At 54.4% G+C, this 21,295-nt stretch carries 17 protein-coding genes; 11 read left to right on the forward strand and 6 right to left on the reverse strand.

The window, feature by feature from the left end; genetic code table 11:
* The first annotated feature begins 91 nt into the window (after positions 1 to 91).
* Positions 92 to 2,884, forward strand: coding sequence for a bifunctional aconitate hydratase 2/2-methylisocitrate dehydratase (locus FIV00_RS04380; protein WP_152499611.1), 2,793 nt, complete (start codon positions 92 to 94; stop codon positions 2,882 to 2,884).
* A 128-nt stretch (positions 2,885 to 3,012) separates the two neighbouring features.
* Here the strand turns inward: FIV00_RS04380 and typA are convergent, their stop codons facing one another.
* Positions 3,013 to 4,836 (reverse strand): translational GTPase TypA, encoded by a 1,824-nt coding sequence (gene typA, locus FIV00_RS04385; protein WP_152499612.1) that lies wholly within the window; start codon positions 4,834 to 4,836, stop codon positions 3,013 to 3,015.
* Positions 4,837 to 5,041: 205 nt separating this feature from the next.
* Here typA and FIV00_RS04390 point away from each other — a divergent pair, with 205 nt between their 5' ends.
* The 5 genes from FIV00_RS04390 to FIV00_RS04410 all read left to right on the forward strand — a co-directional run bounded on the left by FIV00_RS04390 (position 5,042) and on the right by FIV00_RS04410 (position 10,219).
* Positions 5,042 to 5,503: a MarR family winged helix-turn-helix transcriptional regulator gene (locus FIV00_RS04390; protein ID WP_152499613.1), complete on the forward strand. Its 462-nt coding sequence runs from the start codon at positions 5,042 to 5,044 to the stop codon at positions 5,501 to 5,503.
* Complete coding sequence (locus FIV00_RS04395) at positions 5,500 to 6,711, forward strand: multidrug effflux MFS transporter (RefSeq protein ID WP_152499614.1); 1,212 nt, start codon at positions 5,500 to 5,502, stop codon at positions 6,709 to 6,711. Before FIV00_RS04390 ends, FIV00_RS04395 begins: the two co-directional genes overlap by 4 nt.
* Positions 6,712 to 6,808: 97 nt before the next feature.
* Positions 6,809 to 7,624, forward strand: a complete 816-nt coding sequence (gene folP / locus FIV00_RS04400) for a dihydropteroate synthase (RefSeq protein ID WP_247649339.1) — start codon at positions 6,809 to 6,811, stop codon at positions 7,622 to 7,624.
* Entirely contained in the window at positions 7,625 to 8,137 is a 513-nt protein-coding gene (gene folK / locus FIV00_RS04405; protein WP_173005878.1) for a 2-amino-4-hydroxy-6-hydroxymethyldihydropteridine diphosphokinase, read from the forward strand. It begins immediately after the preceding gene.
* A 678-nt stretch (positions 8,138 to 8,815) separates the two neighbouring features.
* Positions 8,816 to 10,219 (forward strand): sulfatase-like hydrolase/transferase, encoded by a 1,404-nt coding sequence (locus FIV00_RS04410; protein ID WP_152499615.1) that lies wholly within the window; start codon positions 8,816 to 8,818, stop codon positions 10,217 to 10,219.
* Here the strand turns inward: FIV00_RS04410 and FIV00_RS04415 are convergent.
* Positions 10,209 to 10,901 carry a hypothetical protein gene (locus FIV00_RS04415; protein ID WP_152499616.1) on the reverse strand — a complete coding sequence of 231 codons (693 nt, stop codon included), beginning with the start codon at positions 10,899 to 10,901 and terminating at the stop codon, positions 10,209 to 10,211. The two genes, FIV00_RS04410 and FIV00_RS04415, sit on opposite strands and share 11 nt — an antisense overlap.
* 11 nt (positions 10,902 to 10,912) lie before the next feature.
* Positions 10,913 to 12,133, reverse strand: coding sequence for an argininosuccinate synthase (locus FIV00_RS04420; protein WP_152499617.1), 1,221 nt, complete (start codon positions 12,131 to 12,133; stop codon positions 10,913 to 10,915).
* Positions 12,134 to 12,374: 241 nt separating this feature from the next.
* On the opposite strand from FIV00_RS04420, the gene FIV00_RS04425 reads away from it, so the two are divergent.
* The 3 genes from FIV00_RS04425 to FIV00_RS04435 all read left to right on the forward strand — a co-directional run bounded on the left by FIV00_RS04425 (position 12,375) and on the right by FIV00_RS04435 (position 15,491).
* Positions 12,375 to 12,773, forward strand: coding sequence for a DUF3302 domain-containing protein (locus FIV00_RS04425; protein WP_152499618.1), 399 nt, complete (start codon positions 12,375 to 12,377; stop codon positions 12,771 to 12,773).
* Positions 12,770 to 13,921, forward strand: a complete 1,152-nt coding sequence (locus FIV00_RS04430) for an HlyD family secretion protein (protein ID WP_152499619.1) — start codon at positions 12,770 to 12,772, stop codon at positions 13,919 to 13,921. Before FIV00_RS04425 ends, FIV00_RS04430 begins: the two co-directional genes overlap by 4 nt.
* Before the next feature lie 82 nt (positions 13,922 to 14,003).
* Positions 14,004 to 15,491 carry an efflux transporter outer membrane subunit gene (locus FIV00_RS04435; RefSeq protein WP_173005879.1) on the forward strand — a complete coding sequence of 496 codons (1,488 nt, stop codon included), beginning with the start codon at positions 14,004 to 14,006 and terminating at the stop codon, positions 15,489 to 15,491.
* Between the two features lie 53 nt (positions 15,492 to 15,544).
* Here FIV00_RS04435 and FIV00_RS04440 read toward each other — a convergent pair whose 3' ends face one another.
* Positions 15,545 to 16,144 carry a TetR/AcrR family transcriptional regulator gene (locus tag FIV00_RS04440; RefSeq protein ID WP_152499621.1) on the reverse strand — a complete coding sequence of 200 codons (600 nt, stop codon included), beginning with the start codon at positions 16,142 to 16,144 and terminating at the stop codon, positions 15,545 to 15,547.
* A gap of 180 nt (positions 16,145 to 16,324) precedes the next feature.
* Between FIV00_RS04440 and FIV00_RS04445 the strand changes: the two genes are divergently transcribed.
* Both FIV00_RS04445 and FIV00_RS04450 read left to right on the forward strand, forming a co-directional pair.
* Positions 16,325 to 16,786 carry a (2Fe-2S)-binding protein gene (locus FIV00_RS04445; protein WP_152499622.1) on the forward strand — a complete coding sequence of 154 codons (462 nt, stop codon included), beginning with the start codon at positions 16,325 to 16,327 and terminating at the stop codon, positions 16,784 to 16,786.
* A gap of 3 nt (positions 16,787 to 16,789) precedes the next feature.
* Complete coding sequence (locus FIV00_RS04450) at positions 16,790 to 18,979, forward strand: xanthine dehydrogenase family protein molybdopterin-binding subunit (RefSeq protein ID WP_152499623.1); 2,190 nt, start codon at positions 16,790 to 16,792, stop codon at positions 18,977 to 18,979.
* 76 nt (positions 18,980 to 19,055) lie between these two features.
* Here FIV00_RS04450 and FIV00_RS04455 read toward each other — a convergent pair whose 3' ends face one another.
* Together FIV00_RS04455 and rlmN are read right to left on the reverse strand one after the other, a co-directional pair.
* Positions 19,056 to 19,679, reverse strand: a complete 624-nt coding sequence (locus tag FIV00_RS04455; protein WP_152499624.1) for a cytochrome P460 family protein — start codon at positions 19,677 to 19,679, stop codon at positions 19,056 to 19,058.
* A 200-nt stretch (positions 19,680 to 19,879) separates the two neighbouring features.
* The gene (gene rlmN, locus FIV00_RS04460; protein ID WP_152499625.1) at positions 19,880 to 21,103 is read right to left on the reverse strand and encodes a 23S rRNA (adenine(2503)-C(2))-methyltransferase RlmN; all 1,224 of its coding nucleotides are present in this window, start codon (positions 21,101 to 21,103) and stop codon (positions 19,880 to 19,882) included.
* Positions 21,104 to 21,295: the final 192 nt, after the last annotated feature.

The raw sequence follows: 21,295 nt of genomic DNA on the forward strand, positions 1-21,295 counted from the left end.
AAAACCGCGCTCAGCCAGCTTCTCCCGGCTCGCCAGACAAACTGCGATCCGGTGGTCAAGCTTCGAACAACACCAGGACGCCGGGACCATCATGAGCTTGTATCAAGACTACCTGAAAGAAATCGACACGCGCAAAGAGCAAGGCTTGCATCCAAAGCCCATAGAAGACGGCGCCTTGTTGGAAGAAATCGTTGCCCAGATCAAGGATCAGGGGAACGAGCACAGGGAAGCGTCTCTCAAGTTCTTCATCTATAACACCTTGCCCGGAACTACGAGCGCTGCCGGTGTCAAAGCCAAGTTTCTGAAAGAGATCATTCTCGGCCAGGCTGACGTTGCCGAGATCTCCTCATCCTTTGCCTTTGAACTGCTTTCGCACATGAAGGGCGGCCCCTCGGTGGAGGTTCTGCTCGATCTGGCGCTCGGTGATGATCAGGCAATTGCGTCAGATGCAGCCGATGTGCTGAAGACCCAGGTATTCCTCTATGAGGCAGATACGGACCGTCTGAAAGAGGCTTTTGCAAGTGGCAACGCGATTGCAAAAGACCTTATTGAAAGTTACGCCAAAGCTGAATTCTTCACGAGGCTCCCGGAGATCGATGAGGAAATCAAGGTGGTGACCTATATTGCCGCCGAAGGCGACATTTCCACCGACCTTCTGTCCCCCGGCAACCAGGCCCATTCCCGTGCCGACCGGGAACTGCATGGCAAGTGCATGATCTCCGAGCGTGCGCAGGAGGAAATTCAGGCACTGAAACTTCAGCACCCGGACAAGCAGGTGATGCTGATCGCGGAAAAGGGCACAATGGGTGTGGGCTCATCGCGCATGTCCGGCGTCAACAATGTTGCGCTCTGGACTGGCAAACAGGCAAGCCCCTATGTGCCGTTCGTAAACTTCGCGCCTATCGTGGCCGGCACCAATGGCATCTCTCCCATCTTTCTGACGACTGTAGGCGTGACAGGCGGTATCGGCATCGACCTTAAGAACTGGGTCAAGAAGCTGGATTCCGACGGCAACCCGATCCTCAACAACGACGGCAATCCGGTTCTGGAACAGAAATATTCGGTCGAAACCGGCACTGTCCTGACCATCAACTCCAAGAAGAAGAAGCTCTACAACGAAGGTGGCGACGAAGAACTTGTTGATGTCGCTGCCTCATTCAATCCGCAAAAGCTCGAATTCATGAAGGCTGGCGGGTCCTATGCGATCGTATTCGGCAAGAAGCTGCAGAGCTTTGCCTGCGAGACGCTCGGTGTCGAATTGAAATCCGCTTTCGCTCCTTCCAAGGAAGTTTCTCATGAAGGCCAGGGCCTGACAGCGGTTGAAAAGATCTTCAACAGGAATGCGGTCGGCGTTACGCCGGGCAAGGTTCTGCACGCTGGCTCCGACGTTCGCGTCAAGGTGAACATTGTCGGCTCGCAGGACACCACTGGCCTGATGACCTCTCAAGAGCTTGAGGCCATGGCGGCCACGGTTCTTTCACCAACTGTTGACGGCGCCTACCAGTCAGGCTGCCATACAGCATCGGTCTGGGATCTGAAGGCCCAGGCAAACACGCCCAAGCTGATGGCGTTCATGCACAAGTTCGGCCTTATCACCGCACGCGACCCGAAAGGCGTTTATCACTCCATGACGGACGTGATCCACAAGGTCTTGAATGACATCACCGTGGATGACTGGGCAATCATTATCGGTGGCGATTCCCACACCAGAATGTCCAAAGGCGTCGCATTTGGTGCAGATTCCGGAACGGTTGCTCTTGCCCTAGCGACCGGGGAAGCAACCATGCCGATCCCTGAATCGGTCAAGGTGACTTTCAAGGGGCAAATGGCCGATCACATGGACTTCCGGGATGTTGTTCATGCGACGCAGGCCCAGATGCTCAAGCAGTTTGGCGACAACGTTTTCCAGGGCCGGATCATCGAAGTGCACATTGGAACGCTGCTTGCGGACCAGGCTTTCACCTTCACCGACTGGACGGCAGAAATGAAGGCCAAGGCGTCAATCTGCATTTCCGAAGATGCGACGCTGATTGAATCGCTTCAGATCGCAAAGAGCCGTATTCAGGTCATGATCGACAAGGGTATGGACAATGAAGTCCAAATGCTTCAGGGCCTGGTCGATATCGCCGACAAGCGCATCGCGGAAATCAAATCCGGAGAAAAACCGGCCCTGACACCGGATGCCAATGCCGAGTACTTCGCGGAAGTCGTCGTTGATCTTGATGAGATCAATGAACCGATGATTGCCGACCCGGATGTGAACAACGCGGATGTTTCCAAGCGGTATACCCACGACACGATCCGGCCGATTTCCTACTACGGTGCGGAAAAGAAGGTCGATCTCGGTTTTGTCGGGTCTTGCATGGTGCACAAGGGCGACGTGAAAATCGTCGCCCAGATGCTGCGCAATCTGGAAAAGGAAAAAGGCAGCGTCGACTTCAAGGCTCCGCTGGTTCTTGCCGCGCCAACCTACAACATTATCGATGAGTTGAAGGACGAGGGCGACTGGGAAGTGCTGCAGAAGTACTCGGGCTTCGAGTTTGACGACACTGCGCCCAAAAACACTGCCCGAACCGAATACGAGAACATCCTCTATCTGGAACGGCCCGGATGTAACCTGTGCATGGGCAACCAGGAAAAGGCTGCAAAGGGCGATACGGTTCTGGCGACATCAACCCGCCTCTTCAAGGGACGCGTGGTTGAGGACTCGGGCGACAAGAAAGGCGAGTCCCTGCTTGCTTCAACGCCTGTCGTTGTCCTTTCAGCAATCCTCGGCAGAACGCCGACAGTGGATGAGTACAAGACGGCCGTTGAGGGTATCGACCTGACCAAGTTCGCTCCGCCGCTTCAAAAGCCGCTGGATGCCAAATCGGTGCACTTCTAAGACTGCCGGCAGCGGCGGATAGCCGCCGCTGCCGCCGGATTGACCGTCATTCGAAACGCTGTCGGATGACAGGCATGAAAAAGCCCGGGTCCTGCCCGGGCTTTTGTCTTTTGTTCCTGATGTATGTATCAGGCAGATTCTTTGTTCGCCGCACGCTCGGCGCGTTTGCGCTCATGCGGGTCGAGGATCGCCTTGCGCAGCCGGATGGAACTTGGTGTGACTTCCACAAGCTCATCGTCCGAAATATAGGACAGTGCGGCCTCCAACGTCAGTTTCATTGGCGTTGTCAGCTTGACCGCGTCATCCTTGCCGGCAGAGCGGATGTTGGTGAGCTGCTTGCCTTTCAGAACATTGACTTCCAGATCGTTGCCGCGTGTGTGCTCTCCGACAATCATGCCTGGATAGACTTTGGTTCCAGGCTCGATCATCATCGGGCCCCGATCTTCCAGGTTGAACAGAGCGTAAGCAACGGCTTCGCCCGTGCCGTTGGAGAGAAGCACACCGGTGTGACGGCCCTGGATTGGTCCCTTGTAAGGCTCATATCCGTGGAACAGGCGGTTGAAGATTGCCGTACCGCGCGTATCCGACAAGAGTTCTGCCTGGTAACCGATCAGTCCTCGCGTCGGTGCATGGAAGACCAGTCGCGTCCGGCCACCACCTGACGGTTTCATTTCAAGCAGATCCGCTTTGCGCTCCTGAAGTTTCTGGACGACGATGCCTGAATGTTCTTCGTCAACGTCGATGATAACTTCTTCGATTGGCTCAAGCCGGTTGTTGGCATCGTCATACTGATAAACGACACGCGGGCGGCCAACGCCAAGCTCAAAACCTTCGCGGCGCATGTTTTCAATCAGGATTGCCAGAAGCAATTCGCCGCGACCCGACACGATGAAGGCATCGGGTTCGTCCGTGTCTTCCACCTTCAGGGCAACGTTGCCCTCAGCTTCTTTCTTCAGGCGCTCGCGGATAACACGTGACTGAACCTTCGAGCCTTCGGTGCCCGCAAGGGGACTGTCATTGACACGGAAAGTCATGGACAGCGTCGGCGGGTCAATCGGTTGCGCCTGAAGTGGCTCGTCAACTCCCGGTGCGCAAAGCGTGTCGGCAACCGTTGCCTTGGTCAGGCCGGCAATGGCAACGATGTCGCCCGCTTCGCCCTTTTCGATTGGCTGGCGCTCAAGTCCGCGGAATGCGAGAATTTTTGAAACACGCCCGGTTTCGACAGAGCCGCCGTCGCGAGACAATGCCTTGAGCGGCATGTTCGGCAGAGCCGTACCGGAGGCAATGCGGCCGGTTAGAATGCGGCCAAGGAACGGATCGGATTCGATTGTTGTCGCCAGCATGCGGAATTCGCCCGGTTCGGCGGCAGGTGCGGCGACCTTGTCGAGCACCATGTCGAAGAGCGGATCCATATTGTCCTGCGGACCTTCCGGCTCCTGCGCCATCCATTCCTGCTTGGCCGATCCGTAAAGAACCGGAAAGTCCAGCTGGTCTTCGTTGGCATCGAGGGCCGCAAACAGATCGAACACCTCGTCGAGGACTTCTTCCGCGCGCTGTTCCGGCTTGTCGATCTTGTTGATGGCGACTATCGGCTTGAGGCCAAGCTTGAGCGCTTTGCCAAGCACGAATTTCGTCTGCGGCATGGGGCCTTCGGCCGCGTCAACCAGAAGGATAACGCCGTCAACCATATGCAGGATGCGCTCAACCTCGCCGCCGAAGTCTGCGTGGCCTGGGGTGTCGACAATATTGATCCGCGTGTCTTTCCAGACCAGCGAAGTCACTTTCGCCAGAATGGTGATACCGCGCTCGCGCTCAATATCGTTGGAATCCATCATGCGCTCTTCAGTGCGCTGATTGTCCCGGAAGGCGCCCGATTGTTTCAAAAGGACGTCGATGAGCGTTGTTTTGCCATGGTCAACGTGCGCGATGATGGCAATATTACGAAGGTTCATATATGGGCTCCAAAAGACAGAGCGGGCCCCTGCGGACCCGCACACATTGTCTGGAATTCAGGTAATTTCGGATCGGCACCCGGCCGAATTTGGCGCCTTTATACGTGCGGCGGGGGAATTGTGCAATGCGATGTCCATTCGTTGCATTGACTTGGTGAAGATTAGCCCCTAGTTCGTAAGGTAACCTTATTAAAAAGGGGCGGGAATGGGTCTTCCGGAACCGAATGTCGGCGTCACCATGCTGGTCGTGGATCTTGCACGGTTGTTGCGACGGAATTTTGAAGCTGAACTCAGTAAAGTCGATACCGGTCTGACAGCAGGCGAGGCGCGAACGCTGTTCTATGTCTGGCGTTTGCCCGGCCAGCGTCAGGCAGTGCTGGCCGATGCCATGTATGTCGAGCCGATGACCCTGGTCGGGTATCTCGATACGCTGGAAAAAGCCGGACTGATCAATCGCTGTACAGACCCGAATGACAGGCGTGCCAAACTGGTTGAATTAACCCCAAAGGCTCAGCCTCTTTTGGAAAATATCGGGACAGCTCTTCAGGCCGTGCGGTCAAGGGCGCTGGACAACATCCCATCCGACAAAAGGCAAGTACTGGAAGCGCTGCTGCAAACCATGAAAGACGGTTTGCTTGAGGAGGTTTCCAAAGGGAAACAGAAATGACGTCAAAAAGCTCGATCATGAGCGCAAGACGGACTTCGCTTCTGGGGGCCGGACTTGTTGCCATCGGTCCCATTTCAATGGCGCTATATACACCTGCCATGCCTACGCTTGTCGAAGCCTTCGGAACGACGGACGGCGCTGTCAAACTGACCTTAACCTCCTATTTTGCCGGCTTTGCGTTGGCGCAGCTCGTTTGTGGTCCGCTGTCCGATGCCTTCGGCCGCAAGCCGGTCGCAATGGCGTTTCTCCTGCTCTACCTGACGTCAAGCATATTGGCGACGTTCGCCCCTACCGTCGAATTCATGTTGGTGGCGCGGGCACTGCAAGGTGTAGGAGCTGCCGTTGGCATTGCCGTTTCCAGGGCGATTGTGCGCGATCAGTTTACCGGTGAAGCTTCGGCCAAGATCATGAATACGATTGCCATGATGCTCGCGGTTGGTCCGGCCATCTCTCCGACGATCGGAGGCTTCGTTCTTGAGCTGTCAGGTTGGCGCGAAATCTTCTGGTGCATGGTTGTCTATGGCCTTGCTCTCATGATCGCGGTTGCCTTCTTTCAGGCCGAAACCAATCCTGATCCGGGCAGACATCATCTGAAACCGCGTCGTCTGGCGTCCAACTACATGACCCTGTTGACCGACCCGCGTTTCATGTCGCCTGCGCTTCTTATCGGCTGCGGCCTCGGCAGCCTTTACACGTTTGCGACGATCTTGCCGTTCGTTCTCATTCACAAGGTCGGTCTGTCGCCTTCGGAGTTTGGCTTGACCATGGTTCTGCAATCCGGCTCCTTCATCGTCGGAACCGTTCTCACCGGCCGCTTGTTGCGATTTGTCGAAGCAAGAAAACTCGTGCCATTCGGTTTGGCTCTCTGGGTCGTTGCAGCCCTTCTGATGAGTTTCCTGACGCTGACACAGGAGCCGAGTATTGCCACGGTCATGGCTCCGGTCGGCCTGTTCACCTTTGCATTGGCGCTGGTTTTGCCAGCCAGTTTCACCGAGTCCCTTGCGCCGTTCCCGGGAATTGCCGGTGCGGCATCGTCCATGGTCGGGTTCTTGCAATGTGGTGTCGCGATTGTTGCGAGCGTCATCATTGCCCTGCTGGGCGATCAACTGCTCGGCTTCGGTGTGGTTCTGCCGTTGGTGCCGATTGCCGGAATCGTCGGATATCTGGTTCTTAAAAGCCGGATACCGCAAACCGCAGCCGCAGAATAGCTCAATTCCGTCGTCTGCGGCACAGCACGTCGACAACGGCTTGACCCTTTATCGTGAAAGAGGCATCAGGTGCCTGCGAACAGGGATTACAAGTACCGTGAAAGCCGCCGAATATCGTCTTCCTGACTGCCGCCCGCATGTCATGGGCATCTTGAACGTCACGCCGGATTCCTTTTCCGACGGCGGACATCACAATGCGGCAAGTGCAGCGCTTGATCACGCCAGAACGATGATTGCGGAAGGCGCAGACATCCTGGATGTCGGCGGCGAGAGCACGAGGCCAGGTTCGGAACCTGTCTCGCTTGACGTTGAATGGTCACGACTCGACCCGGTTCTGGAAAGTGTCATCGCGCTTGGAACGCCTGTCTCTATCGACACTTACAAGGCTGAAATCGCACGGCGCGCGTGCAATGCAGGGGCTGTCATCGTCAACGATGTCTGGGGGCTTCGGAAAGACCCGGAAATGGCAGACGTTGTCGCGGAAGCCGATGTGCACGTGGTGATGATGCACAATCGGGAAAGTGCCGACGCTGATCTGGATATTCTCAGTGACATTGACCGCGCATTTGAAGCTTCGATGGAATTGGCCGACCGCGCGGGGATCCCTAAGGAAAAACAGCTGCTCGACCCGGGTTTTGGATTCGGGAAGACCATCGACCAGAATTTCATCATCCTGAATCGTTTCGAAAGTTTAAAAAAGCACGGCCTTCCTCTTTTGGCCGGGGCATCGCGCAAGCGGATGGTTGGAACCGTCTTGAATGCCGAAATGGAAGAACGGTTATACGGCTCGCTTGCCGTGCACCTTACGGCGATGACAAAAGGCGCGGTCATAGTTCGTGCACATGACGTGCGTCCACATGCCGAGTGCGTGCGTATGCTGGAGGCAACCTGGCTGGAACGGAACCCGATCTGAATGCCCATAAGTAAAAAGTCTCCTCTTGCTCCAACACGCTGTGCCTTGGGGCTTGGATCCAATCTTGGTGATCCGCAAGCAAATCTTGAAAACGCCGTCCAGCTGCTGGACCGGACCAACGGCATCACGGTCGTGACGCGTTCGTCCGACTACCGCACGCCTCCCTGGGGCCCGGTCCCGCAGGATGACTATGTCAACATATGTCTCGTGGTGGATACGACACTGTCTCCACAAGACCTCTTGAAGCGGTGTCTGGAGACTGAAGCCGAACTCGGTCGTGTGCGCGACATCCGCTGGGGGCCGCGAAAGATCGACATTGACGTTCTGATCTATGGTCTTGAGAAAGTCGAAGAGACCGATCTGGAAATCCCGCACCCGCGCATGGGTGACAGGGCGTTCGTCTTGATCCCACTGTCCGAAATCTGGCCAGACGCCCCATTGGGTGATGGTCGTACAGCCGCCGAGGCTCTTGAGACGTGCCCGGATCAAGAGGGTGTGGTGAAGCTGGATTAAGTGGAAGCTTGGCCACCAACTTCTTGTCGTCTTGGTCCCGCTAAATCAGTCGGCTTATTGTGAACAGAACAAGGTACACTGTGATCTCATACCCCCGAACGAAGTAGTAAAGCCACAAAACACATTTTTGCCGACCCTTCGGACGCGGAAGCAAGTAGTATAGTGAGCACATACATTTCTTTCTTGCTCACCGCATTTCTGGTTTTAATGCCCCTTGGAGATATGTTCGGTGATTTCATATGTAATTATTGGTCTTTAACTTAGTTTCGGAAATATCTATCAAATAAGTTACTTGTATATTTTATTTTTACATAAATAAGGACTTGCCCATTCCATTTTCGTTTACGGAGCCTATGAGTTTTGCACCCATTCCGTGTTGGTTGATTTAGATCGATTTCTTAGTTTGAACGGGTCAAAATTTAGTTGACCAGAAGACTGATATTAGTGATCTACATGCAGCTTGAGGGAGAAATTCCATTTCAAGACAGTGTGTTAACTTCCATTTTCTGTTAATTCTTGCGCAGAAACTTATGTGAAGGGACGCACTCATTCATTGTTAAACATAAAAAACTAAATCTTTGATTGTTTCGCGAATAAGTTGTAAAACAGAAAGCGTTCGTTAAGTTTCCATACTCTAATACAATTTTATATTGTATTTTTTATGGAGACTAATTTAAAATGGCAGAAGCAACGCTTCATGTCGGTAGGTGTAGTGCCGACGCGAATGATACATCATATTTGGATGCAATAATATTTGCGTTTGTTTCCTGTATACTGCCAAGCATTCCTTATTTCATTTTATCTTTTTTTGTGTGCCCAGTCAGGATATTTCCTATCGCGCTCTATTTTATACTTGCGGTTGCCGGCGCTTATTTGAGGCTTTTATCTTTAATTATACTCGCAATAATTGTTGCCAGTATAGACTTAACTATTGTTGTGTCCGGTGTATTTAATCTCAACTGGTATCTGCTTTTAGATTCGGTTAGGTACTTGGGAACTTTGGAACTATTTTCTTTCACAGGGTACATTTTATTTGCAAGTATGATTTTATTGTTTGTTGCGCTTTACGTATTCCTGATCGTTCGAAATCGCGAAAAATTCAAAAAAGTAAGTCTGATCCCATCAATACTGTGTTGCTGTTTCATACTCATCGCGGATGTTTCAATGAATCTGTCATCACAGTCCACTCTGGCGAATACCTTGCGGAGTGGTGCGAAATTCTCTTCCGCGGTTTCCCAAACGAACCTAGATTCGTTTTCTGCAATTCACCCAGATCAAAATGTCTTGGTGGTAATGATAGAAGGGATGGGAGCATTTGAAAGATCAGCTCATCAAAATCTGCTCTGGGAAATTTTCGACACGCCTGAAATAAAATCTAGATTTGAAGTTGCTACTGGAACAGGACCTTATAAGGGTTCGACAACGAGCGCTGAATCGAGGGAGTTGTGCGGTCGTTGGGGGGACTATTATGACTACTTAGAAGAGCGCGAATTTGATTGCCTACCTGCTCAATATCGGGACAACGGCTATGAAACCGCGGCATTTCACGCATTTGGGGGAGACCTGTTTCAAAGAAAAACATGGTTCCCAAGAATTGGCTTCGAAAAACTATTCTTTAAAGAGCAGCTTGAGGGAAGTCGACATTTGCCAGAGAACCGGGTTTGTGGATTGACTTTCAGAGGCCTATGCGATCTCGATATTGCAGATGTTGTCGAATCTTACTTGCTAAAGCCAAGCAAGAAGCCAAAATTTTCTTATTGGTTGACACTAAATACTCATTTGCCTGTTGAACCCGGTGCCGCAACAAATCGGCTGAATTGCGGGAACGAAACTTTGTTTGACGATTGGACGGTCTGTTACATCACTGAAATGTGGATGGATGTGTTGTTTCGAGTTCGTGAAATTGCGCTGAATCCGAAGCTACAAAACACACAAATCCTTTTAGTCGGAGACCATCATCCCCCAGTTTGGACTAGACAAGGCCGTGGGTTATTTGTGCCGGGTAGAGTTGCTTGGCTGCATTTGAATCCTAACGCTTCAATGACACGGGAAGATATGGCTTCAACTACCATCACTCAGTAGGACTAATGTCAGCGAAACTGCCCATATGGAACCGAGCATTTGCAGGTTCCTGGTGGTGCTCTTCACCTATTGGGCAAGCTCTGCGGGCAAGACAGCCGCTCCAGCAGGTAGCGTTTTCCGTAGCGGCAAGATGGTCGCGGCATTTGGGAACGTCATACCCGTTTTCGACCGAAAGCGCGCCTACTGGGCAGGCAGCGATGCAAGGTTTTCCGCTGCAGGTCTCACATGGGCCCACAACGTCAGACCTGGTCGCCAGATCGAATGTTTGCTCTGAGAGGAGCGCAGCCCGAAATCCTGTCCAGGGTCCATAGCGGTGATGGGCCAAGACGCCCATCGGACTTTGCGAAAATCCGCCACAAGCCTGCGCCCATTGCTGAAAGGGATGAAAAGGAGGACCTTCGAACGGGAACAGCGCTTCAAAATCATTCGCGCCGGCAATCGCACTCAAAGTTCTTTTCGTGTAGCGGTCGAGCGGGTCGGATCTGTTGTCAGAAAATTCCGGGCTTGAGGTCAGTCGCGGCCAGAGAGTTGGCCCAGTGCTGCCGACAAGAAGCAAAGACTTTGGGTGCCTGCCACCTGTCATAACCGGAACCGGATCGCCCGGGCCGGGCGAGAACCCGCCCAGCACGAAAAATCCAGCAGTTGCAAGACTGTCTGTCAGATCTGCCGCTGGATTTTCCATATCATTCTTCGTTAGCCGAGCCGGTCACGCTTGGCCAAAGTGCGCAGGCGCAAGGCGTTCAGTTTGATGAAACCGGCAGCATCTTTCTGGTCATATGCACCCTGATCGTCTTCAAACGTCACCAGTTCTTCTGAATAAAGCGAATAAGGCGAGGACCGGCCAACCAGAATGACGTTGCCCTTGTAGAGCTTCAAACTCACGGTGCCGGTGACATGCTCCTGGCTCTTGTCGATCAGGGCCTGAAGCATTTCGCGCTCTGGCGAGAACCAGAAGCCATTGTAAATCAGTTCGGAATAGCGCGGCATCAACTCGTCCTTGAGGTGCGCTGCACCGCGGTCGAGCGTGATGGATTCCATGGCGCGGTGGGCCGTAAGCAGGATGGTGCCGCCCGGTGTCTCGTAGACGCCACGGCTTTTCATGCCGACAAACCGGTTTTCGACCATATCCAGGCGGCCAATGCCATTGTCACGGCCATAGTCATTCAACTTGGCGAAGAGCGTTGCCGGAGACATTTTTTCTCCGTTGAGAGAAACGGCATCGCCCTTTTCAAAACCGATCTCGATTTCGGTGACGACATCCGGCGCTTCTGTAGGATCAACTGTGCGCTGGTAAACATACCCGGGTGCTTCTTCCGCAGGGTCCTCCAGAACTTTGCCTTCAGAAGATGAATGCAACATGTTGGCGTCCACAGAAAAAGGCGCCTCGCCGAGCTTGTCCTTCGGCACCGGGATTTGATGCTTTTCGGCAAAGTCGAGCAGATCGGTCCGGGATTTGAACGTCCAGTCACGCCATGGGGCGATAACTTTAATGTCCGGATTCAGTGCATAGGCTGAGAGCTCGAAGCGAACCTGGTCATTCCCTTTGCCGGTTGCACCGTGGGCAATCGCATCAGCGCCGGTTTCTTCGGCAATTTCGATCAGGCGCTTGGAGATCAGCGGCCGGGCAATTGATGTGCCCAGCAGATAAACCCCTTCATAGACGGCGTTGGCGCGGAACATCGGAAAGACGAAGTCGCGAATGAATTCCTCTCGAAGGTCATCAATATAGATTTCTTTGATGCCGAGCATCTCGGCCTTGCGGCGCGCCGGTTCCAGTTCCTCTCCCTGGCCGAGATCTGCTGTGAAGGTTACGACTTCGCAGTCAAATTCCGTTTGCAGCCATTTCAGGATGATGGATGTGTCGAGGCCGCCGGAATAGGCGAGCACGACTTTCTTGATGTCACCATGCGCCATAGAGGAAGGGTCCAGTTCGCTTTTGGGGCGGTATGTCCGCGCCGTTGAAAATTTGCGGCAATTTAGCCGGTTCTTTACCCGGTGCAAGCCCTTAGGCGTCAGCAAGGGCAGGACAATCTGTTGCAGGCAGGAAACAGACTGCAGGTAACACGAGTGAGGTTTGAAACTTGCAATTGACCCGAAGGCGGAAGAGGGTGTTAACAGGAAGTGAACGAACCAAGCGGCCAGACTGGGAGGCGGTATGAGTCTGATCGATTTTGAACTCGACCACTATGACTATCTGACCTTCGTAATCCTGATTCTGGTGGTCATTGCGTTTTTTTACGTGATGGTGACGCTGGGCGGATTGCCCGGAAAACTTGCGGAAAAACGCAATCATCCGCATGCAGAATCGGTAAAACTCGGCGGCTGGATCGGGCTGTTTACTGTCTTTCCCTGGATACATGCCCTGATCTGGGCCTATCACGACTCCATGACCGTCGACGTTCGCAAGCTGCCGAAAAACACAGATATGGAACCCGAAGACGGCACTGCACGGCAGGGCGGAGAAAAGCTCGCACCTGAAGCTGATGCGGCTGAGCCGCCGACAAATAGTCCAACGGGCAAGTCTTCATCACCAGAAGATGGTGCGCATACATGACGATCGCACTTCTGATCCTGGGTGTTTATGCGCTCTTTGCCTGGTTGGTTTTTTACAAGTTTCGATGGCTGAAATTCAATATCGCCTGGGGTGTTGTGACCTTCTGGGTTGGATTTCACGTCCTTTTCCTGCTGGTCGTGCTTCTCCGGTTTTTCACGCCGTATACGATTGACGGGCACGTGATCCGGCAGACAATCCAGATTGCGCCACGCCTGCCACACCCAACGGTTTTGGAAGAGGTCTTTATAGCTCAGAACCAGAAGGTGAAAAAAGGCGACAAGCTTTACCAGTTCGAAAAGACGCTTTATGCGGCTCAACTGGCCGAGGCCGTGGCAAACCTGGCTGATGCACGCCAGAATGCGCTCATTCTGGAAGAAGACATTCACATCGCACAGGATTCGCTTGAGGCTGCGCAGGCCAACGAAACTTATGCGGCACAGCAAGTGAAGCGGTATTCAGACCTTGTTCCCAAGGGTGGAGCCAAACAGGAGACACTCGACAAATGGGAGGCGCAGCTCGCAGCAGCTCAAGCACAGGTGCACGAAGCGCGTGACAACCTGAAAAAGGCTCAACTTGCCGCTGAGGCAAAGATAGACGGTGTCAATGCGCAGGTTGCCGGTGCCGAGGCGCAGGTCGAGCAGGCACAATATTATGTCGATCAGACAACAATCTATGCCCCGGAAGACGGCGTCATCATTTCCCAGCAGGCACGGCCTGGTCTCGTCGTCGGCGGATTCAGGGTTGCATCAATCGCGGCGTTCGTTGCTGACGCCGATCCCTATTTTCTGGCGACTTTTTACCAGGAACATCTGAAATTCGTGGAACCAGGCCAGCCGGTTGAAGTGGCGCTCGACATTTATCCGGGCCAGATTTTCACGGGTAAGGTCAAAGCGATCTGGGATGGTACCGGACAGGGCCAGATCATTCCGCGAGGCCGCGTGCCTGAGTTCATGTTCATGAGCCCGCAAGGCCGATTTGCGGTCGAGATCGATCTGGACGACGACCCCGCACTGAAACGGTATCCTGCGGGTGCACATGGTGCAGCTGCCATTTACACCGGTGGAGGCGGCGGCTGGGTCGCGGTTTTGAGACGTGTGAACATGCGACTTTATTCGTGGGTCAATTTCATTGTTCCCTTTGATGTGTGAGTGAGAGTTTCAGCGTATGGGGCGGTTGCGGAAATTGGGTCGTTGGGGGGTGCTCGCAGGCGTGCTCTTCGCTGGTGGTTGCATGGTCGGACCCGATTTCGAACGTCCCGAGGCTCCGGTTCTCGACAGCTGGAGCAAAGGTGCCAATCTCACCATCGACAACCGGACCGGTTTCACCAGCCGCAGCGCCCATTCCGTGCCGTGGTGGCACGTCTTCAAGGATGAAACGCTCAACAGCTTGATTGCGCAGGCTTACCGGCAGAATGTCGGACTGCAGGCAGCCGGTGTCAGGGTCTACCAGGCCCGCGCGCAGCTCGGTATTGCAACCGGTGAACTGTTTCCGCAAGTTCAGGAACTGAATGGCGGATCCAAAAGCATCCGTTTCAGTGCCAATGATCCGTTCATACGTGATCTGGAGCGAGTCGGGCTGGTCAATGATCACATTACGCGTGTGTCGACCGGCTTCGACGCCGCCTGGGAAATTGATGTCTGGGGCAAGATAAGGCGCGACATTCAGTCTGCTGATGCGAACCTCAAGGCCAACATCGCTTCTTATGATGATGCACTGGTGACGCTGACCGGTGATATTGCCGCCACTTACGTCACTGCGCGCGAAATACAGCAGCTGATCACGTCGGCGCGCAAGAATGCCGCGCTTCAAAAGAAGTCTCTCGATCTCACTCGGTTGCGCCTTGAAAATGGAGCTGCAACCAAGCTGGATGTCGATGAAGCCACCGTGCTTTATAACAACACGCTCGCATCCATTCCCGGCTATGAAGCTGAACTCTCACAGGCTTACAATGCCTTGAGCCTGCTGTTGAGTGAGCCGCCAGGAGGCATGAAGTCGCGGCTCCGTTCCGGTGGCCGCTATCCGAGGGTTCCAGCGGAAGTCGCGATCGGCGTTCCGGCCGATATGCTTCGCCGACGCCCTGATATCCGGCAGGCAGAATATGTGGCAGCTGCGCAATCGGCACAGATCGGGGTCGCCAAGGCGGATCTTCTGCCGGCCTTTACCATCTCCGGTGCTATCGGAGTGAGGGCAGATGATTTTTCAAACCTCTTCAACAACGGCTCGACAGCAGGTTTCATCAATCCCGGATTTTCCTGGAATTTTCTGAACTATGGACGTATCCAGAACAACGTTCGGGTCCAGGATGCCGAGTTTCAGGAAACGCTTCTGAACTACAAGAACACGGTTTTGAACGCCTATGCAGAAGTTGAAAATGCGCTCACGGCATTTTTGCGCTCAAAGCAGGAAGCGGTCTATCTCAGGCGCAGCGTCAGGGCCGCCCGTAGCTCGGTGGGGGAAGTCGAGGCGCAGTATCAGGACGGTACAGCGTCATATAATCGGGTGGTTGATGCACAAAGAAGTCTGCTTCTGGCCGAGACGCGTCTTATCGCGGCACAGGCGAATGTGCTTACCAATCTGATCGCTGTCTACAAGGGTCTTGGCGGTGGCTGGGTGCCGGAAAATGTCAAGGGACTGATCTCGAACGAAACCCGGCAGCAGATGGCGGAAAGAACCCGCTGGGGCAAACTTCTGGAAAAGCCGGTCGGCGACGCAGGTTAGCGTTAAGGCAAGCCTGCTGGATGAGGTTTGCCAGTTTTGGCAGGGCAGGGCTGTCAGACCGCCTTTGCTGCGTATCGTGCCAAAAACATGTCGACGCTTTCCTCAATAATCTTTTCCATCTCGGGTCGCTCCGGCACACGACTGGCATAGATATTGGGGTAAAAAGCCCTTGACTTGAGAAGGCCCAGAAACTGCTCGGCCGCAACCGATGGATCGTCAGCGGACAGCTTGCCTTCTTTGATGGCTTCCTGGATGTGCTCGGCAAAAACGGATAGTTTGGTCATGCGGCTGTTCATATCCGCAGCGAGTTCGGGGTCACGGATAGTTTCACTCATGATTATGCGGGCAAGGCTCATGAAACAGGGATTGATCATCAATTCCCCTTCTGCCCACCCCAGGCGGATCAGCGCCTCGCGGATAGGAAGGTCCGGATCATATGGCATTTCCAACGCCGAGTTAATCTGATCGGCCAGGCATTGGTTGATACCTTTGAACAGAACTTCCTTGCTTTCAAAGTGATTGTAGACAGTCCGTTTGGAGACTTGAGCACGATCTGAAATGCGATCCATGCTCGCACCCGCGAAGCCTCTTTCCTGAAATTCCGCGATTGCCGCTTCGATGATCTGCTTCTTTTTCTGGTCAGATACCGACATTGTCAGCTCGTTTCGCCCCGGATTGCCTATTCATCTGTTTGTGGTGCCCCAGCCCTTTCATCCCAAAAAATGCGCCCTATGTAAACTGTGGCGTTTACAGATGCGAAATCTGAGACTAAACTGCACGGTGTAGTTTACTTCCTTTAGCCAGATAAGGCCAGCCAAAGGAGCCTCCTCCTCATGTCTGTTACACTAAAAATCAACGGGGAAACGCGCACGCTTGATGCGGATCCTGAAAGCCCGCTGCTGTGGGCATTGCGCGATGAACTTGGAATGACCGGAACCAAATTCGGTTGTGGTATCGCAGCCTGCGGCGCCTGCACCGTACATTGGGACGGTGTCGCCATTAGGTCCTGCCAGACACTGGTGGGAGACCTGGATGGTGCTGAAATCACCACCATCGAAGGTATCAACACGAAAGCTGCCGAAGCAGTGCAAACGGCCTGGAACGAACTGGATGTGCCGCAGTGCGGCTATTGTCAGTCCGGGCAGATCATGGCCGCGACGGCTCTGCTCGCCGAAACGCCGAAGCCGACAGACGAAGACATTGACGCTGCCATGGACGGAAACGTCTGCCGCTGCGCCACTTATGCCCGTATTCGCAAGGCCATTCACCTTGCCTCTGACAAGATGGAGGGCTAACCGATGTTGCACCTCTTGCAAAAACCGCTCGAAGCAGCTCAGCCAAGCCGCCGCAGCTTCCTGAAGATTTCCGCCGGTGCAGTCGGCGGGCTTGTGTTGGCGATGAACCTGCCTCGTGCAGCGCAGGCCGCTGCCGGTGACGGGGAGTTGATCCAGCCGTTCGTCCATATCCGTCCGGACAATACAGTTGTCGTTTTGTCCAAACACCTCGACAAGGGGCAGGGCACAGCGACAGGTCTGGCGACACTTGTTGCCGACGAGTTGGACGCCGCGCGTGAACAGGTTTCGGCTGAATTCGCACCGTCAAATCCCCAGGTCTACGCCAACACGCTCTTTGGTGTTCAGGGAACAGGCGGTTCCACCGCCATGGCGAATTCGTTTATGCAATACCGACAGGCGGGCGCTGCTGCCAAAGCCATGATTGTCGCTGCTGCAGCCAAGGACTGGGGCGTGCCGGCTGGCGAAATCTCAGTTGCAAACGGTGTCGTCTCTCATGCTTCCGGCAAGTCAGCGACACTTGGCGAGCTGGCCGGACTGGCGGCCGCGGAAGATGTGCCTGCCGAACCCACACTGAAAACACCGGATCAGTGGGTCTATATCGGCAAGTCATTCCCGCGTGTCGACGTCAAGAACAAGACAGTCGGTGCGCCAAACACCTACACAATGGACTTTCAGCCGGATGGTCTTCTGGTTGCGACGGTTGCGCGCGCGCCCCGCTTTGGCGGCAAGGTCAAATCCTTCGATGCGACCGAAGCCAAGAAGGTTCCCGGCGTCGTCAATGTCCTGCAGATCCCGAATGGTGTCGCCGTTATAGCAACGTCCACGTGGCCAGCGATCAAAGGGCGTGAACTGCTTGAAGTTGAATGGGATGACAGCGCTGCAGAAACCCGTTCCAGCGATGTCATGATGGCAGAGCTGAAGGAAATGACCACCAAACCGGGCTTGAACGTGCGCGACGATGGTGACATCGATGCCGCTCTGGAAGCATCGGCTCGAGTGATCGAGGAGGATTTCGATTTTCCGTTTCTTGCCCACGGTGCGATGGAGCCGCTGGATGTGGCGATTTCCTTTGATGGTGAAAGTGCCGAACTCTGGCTTGGCTCCCAGATTCAGACCATCGATCACAACGTGGCTGCCACCGTGCTCGGGATTCCGTTCGAGAAGGTGAAGATCAACACCTTGTGGGCCGGTGGTTCCTTCGGCCGCCGGGCGCAAGCGGACGCGCATCCTGTGGTCGAGGCGACAACGCTTGCCCAGGCCATGCGGGCGGACGGTATGGACGCTGCGCCCGTGAAAATCGTGTGGACCCGTGAAGACGATATGGCCGGTGGGTATTATCGCCCCATGTCCGCGCACAAGGTCAAGGTTGGTCTCGACGAGAACAACAATGTCACGGCGTTCAAGTACACCATTGCTGCCAAGTCTATCATCAAGGGCACACCGTTCGAGCAGATGCTCATGAAGGACGGGGTCGACCACAACATGACCGAAGGGGCGCATGACACCACATATGCGTTCCCGATGATGAACATGGATCAGGCTTTCCAGGAAACCCAGGTTCCGGTGCTCTGGTGGCGGTCTGTCGGTCACACGCACACGGCCTATGTCATGGAAACCATGATCGATCGCCTGGCGAAGGAAGCCGGGAAGGATCCGGTCGCCTATCGTCTGGAGATGCTCAAGGACGATCCACGGAAAGTGGCTGTGTTGAAACTTGCTGCAGAGAAGGCCGGTTGGGATACGCCACCTGCTGAAGGTCGTCACCGCGGTGTGGCCGTGCACAAGTCCTTCGGTTCCTATGTTGCTGAAGTTGTCGAGATCTCTTTCCGGGATGACGATACGGTGAAGGTGGAAAAGGTCGTCGCTGCGGTCGACTGCGGTACGCCGATCAACCCGGACAATATTGTGGCCCAGGTTGAAGGCGGCATCGGATATGGCCTTGGTGCGATCCTGCGCAATCAGGTGACGCTGGCTGACGGTGTTGTTGAAGAGACCAATTTCGACACCTATGAGCCGATCCGCATGTCCGACATGCCGGAAATCGAAGTGCATATTGTTGCTTCGAATGAAGCTCCGACAGGTATCGGCGAACCCGGTACACCGCCAATCGGTCCGGCTGTCGCCAATGCGATCGCCGCGGCAAAAGGCAACTGGGTAACCAGCCTGCCACTGGCCAAGAACGGTCTGGTTTAAGCTTTTCCTGAATAGCTTGCGAAAAGGCCGCCTCAGGGCGGCCTTTTTGTCGGATTTCCGATCCCGCTAGAAACCGCTATTGCGTCAACCGAAAATCTTCTGGCACATAAAACGTATAGTCCCGGTCAGCAACAGCTTCATGGCACACATGGCAATACGTCATGAGGTCCGGGTTGGCACCCGTTGTATCGCCATAGATGGAGCCATCCGGGATGACCATGAAATAGCGCCAATCTGCTGTCTCCGGGCTTGCGCCGGAGGCAAGTTTTTCCATGCCGAACAATGCGCCTGGAAAAATACCGCCATCGTCGGTCACGGTTATGCTGTCCTTGACCAGGATGGAACCGGTTGGAAGCAGCTCACCCTCTTCGAGATCTGCGTAGTTCGATGCAACAGCGTTGGCATAGTTGTTGACGTAGCGCTGGCCGTGCGTAGCAGAGATGTAAGGTGCGGTGTTGAAGAGCGGCCATGACTGGTAGTCTTCGATTTCCTTCAGCTGCGACATCGCATAGTTGGTTGCGAGGCGATCTTTCAGGTCGTCATATATCGCCGACGCTTCAGGGCCGGCCAAATCCGCCGGATTTTCAATGGTAATGTGACTGTCGATACCTGCGATACCTGCATTCTGACCGAATGCTGCGGTGCTGATGTGACCGATAAGAAAAGCAATACAAATGGTTCTGCCGGACTTCATGTGCATAGACCTTCTCCTCAAAAACCGTCCGACCGTCGCCGAGACTGGAGTGCCTCAAGGATAGGTAATGCAGCCTTTGCTGTAATTCATGGTGGTAAAAATGACGTTCACACGGAATTGTCCGATATTGAACGGCATTGCCGTCCAGAAAAACCAAAAACAGCCGCTAATTGGCCGCTGTAGGTCAGATCATAGGAGGTGAGCATTCAGGACGCTGCGAGTGCTTCCCGGTCCTTCTTGCGCATGCGTTCCGATGCCGATTTCAACTGGCCGCATGCAGCGAAGATGTCCCTGCCGCGGGGTGTGCGTATCGGGGACGCGTAACCGGCGCGGTTGACGATATCGGCGAACTCCTCGATCCGTTCCCAATCTGAGCACTCGTATTCAGACCCGGGCCACGGGTTGAACGGGATCAGATTGATCTTGGCGGGGATGCCTTTCAGCAGACGCACAAGCTCAAGGGCTTCCTGGTTGCTGTCATTAACGCCTTTCAGCATGACGTATTCAAAGGTAATGCGTTTGGCGTTGGAGAGACCCGGATAGTTTCTGCAGGCGTCCAGCAGAGCGTCAATATTCCATTTTTTGTTGATCGGAACCAGGACATCGCGCAGGTCGTCGCGAACGGCGTGCAGTGAGATAGCAAGCATGCAGCCGATCTCGTCTCCCGTGCGGAAAATCTCGGGAACGACGCCGGACGTGGACAGCGTGATGCGGCGCTTGGAAAGGGACAGGCCGTCGCCATCGGAGGCGATCAGAAGCGCTTTCTTGACGTTGTCGAAATTGTAGAGCGGTTCGCCCATTCCCATCATGACAATGTTGGAAATGAGGCGGCCTTCGGACGGAACGATCGCTCCCTGAGGAGTGTCGGCGTCCGGAAAATCACCCAGTCGGTCCCGGGCCAACAGGATTTGCGAAAGGATTTCTTCAGCCGTCAGGTTGCGAACCAGTTTCTGTGTTCCGGTGTGACAGAAGGTGCAGGTGAGCGTGCAGCCAACCTGAGAAGAAACGCAAAGCGTGCCGCGCCCTTCTTCGGGAATATAGACCGTTTCCACTTCAACGGGGCGACCGGCACCGCGTGGGGGAAACCGGAACAGCCATTTGCGTGTGCCATCGACAGAAATCTGTTCGGAAACGATGTCGGGCCGTGCAATCGAGAAATGATCATCAAGCTTCTGGCGCAGGTCCTTGGCGATGTTGGTCATCTGCGAAAAATCGGAAACACCGCGCACGTAGAGCCAATGCCAGAGCTGCGAAGACCGCATCCGCCATTGTTTTTGCGGTATGCCAATGGTGCCAAGCAACTCGCCAAGTTCTTCGCGCGACAGGCCGATCAGTGTCGGTTTTTCCTCAGCCGTCTGCTGACTTGCCGGGTCAGCTGAAATTGTCGGCGCATTCGCGTTGTCATGCGCGATATCGAGCGTAATCGCCATGTCGTGATCCATCATCTCATCCGGCGCACGATATTGCTGTTCTTTAAGAAGAAAACGCGCCTGCCGGGCAACCTGACATACAGGTTAGAATTCAAGCGCTCCCAAAACCACAAAATGGTCGGAAAATCAAGGTTCGCGACTTGAATGGGCGTGTTACACGCACTCAAAGGGTGCGCGGCAAACGCAATTGCC

This window comes from Labrenzia sp. THAF82, assembly GCF_009363435.1.
Taxonomy (GTDB): Bacteria; Pseudomonadota; Alphaproteobacteria; order Rhizobiales; family Stappiaceae; genus Roseibium; species Roseibium porphyridii.

Excerpts from the sequence above, each read along its gene's own strand:
- FIV00_RS04380 (WP_152499611.1), top strand. The coding sequence starts at position 92 with ATGAGCTTGTATCAAGACTACCTGAAAGAAATCGACACGCGCAAAGAG.
- typA (WP_152499612.1), bottom strand. The coding sequence starts at position 4,836 with ATGAACCTTCGTAATATTGCCATCATCGCGCACGTTGACCATGGCAAA.
- FIV00_RS04390 (WP_152499613.1), top strand. The coding sequence starts at position 5,042 with ATGGGTCTTCCGGAACCGAATGTCGGCGTCACCATGCTGGTCGTGGAT.
- FIV00_RS04395 (WP_152499614.1), top strand. The coding sequence starts at position 5,500 with ATGACGTCAAAAAGCTCGATCATGAGCGCAAGACGGACTTCGCTTCTG.
- folK (WP_173005878.1), top strand. The coding sequence starts at position 7,625 with ATGCCCATAAGTAAAAAGTCTCCTCTTGCTCCAACACGCTGTGCCTTG.
- FIV00_RS04410 (WP_152499615.1), top strand. The coding sequence starts at position 8,816 with ATGGCAGAAGCAACGCTTCATGTCGGTAGGTGTAGTGCCGACGCGAAT.
- FIV00_RS04415 (WP_152499616.1), bottom strand. The coding sequence starts at position 10,901 with ATGGAAAATCCAGCGGCAGATCTGACAGACAGTCTTGCAACTGCTGGA.
- FIV00_RS04420 (WP_152499617.1), bottom strand. The coding sequence starts at position 12,133 with ATGGCGCATGGTGACATCAAGAAAGTCGTGCTCGCCTATTCCGGCGGC.
- FIV00_RS04425 (WP_152499618.1), top strand. The coding sequence starts at position 12,375 with ATGAGTCTGATCGATTTTGAACTCGACCACTATGACTATCTGACCTTC.
- FIV00_RS04430 (WP_152499619.1), top strand. The coding sequence starts at position 12,770 with ATGACGATCGCACTTCTGATCCTGGGTGTTTATGCGCTCTTTGCCTGG.
- FIV00_RS04435 (WP_173005879.1), top strand. The coding sequence starts at position 14,004 with ATGGTCGGACCCGATTTCGAACGTCCCGAGGCTCCGGTTCTCGACAGC.
- FIV00_RS04440 (WP_152499621.1), bottom strand. The coding sequence starts at position 16,144 with ATGTCGGTATCTGACCAGAAAAAGAAGCAGATCATCGAAGCGGCAATC.
- FIV00_RS04445 (WP_152499622.1), top strand. The coding sequence starts at position 16,325 with ATGTCTGTTACACTAAAAATCAACGGGGAAACGCGCACGCTTGATGCG.
- FIV00_RS04450 (WP_152499623.1), top strand. The coding sequence starts at position 16,790 with ATGTTGCACCTCTTGCAAAAACCGCTCGAAGCAGCTCAGCCAAGCCGC.
- FIV00_RS04455 (WP_152499624.1), bottom strand. The coding sequence starts at position 19,679 with ATGCACATGAAGTCCGGCAGAACCATTTGTATTGCTTTTCTTATCGGT.
- rlmN (WP_152499625.1), bottom strand. The coding sequence starts at position 21,103 with ATGGCGATTACGCTCGATATCGCGCATGACAACGCGAATGCGCCGACA.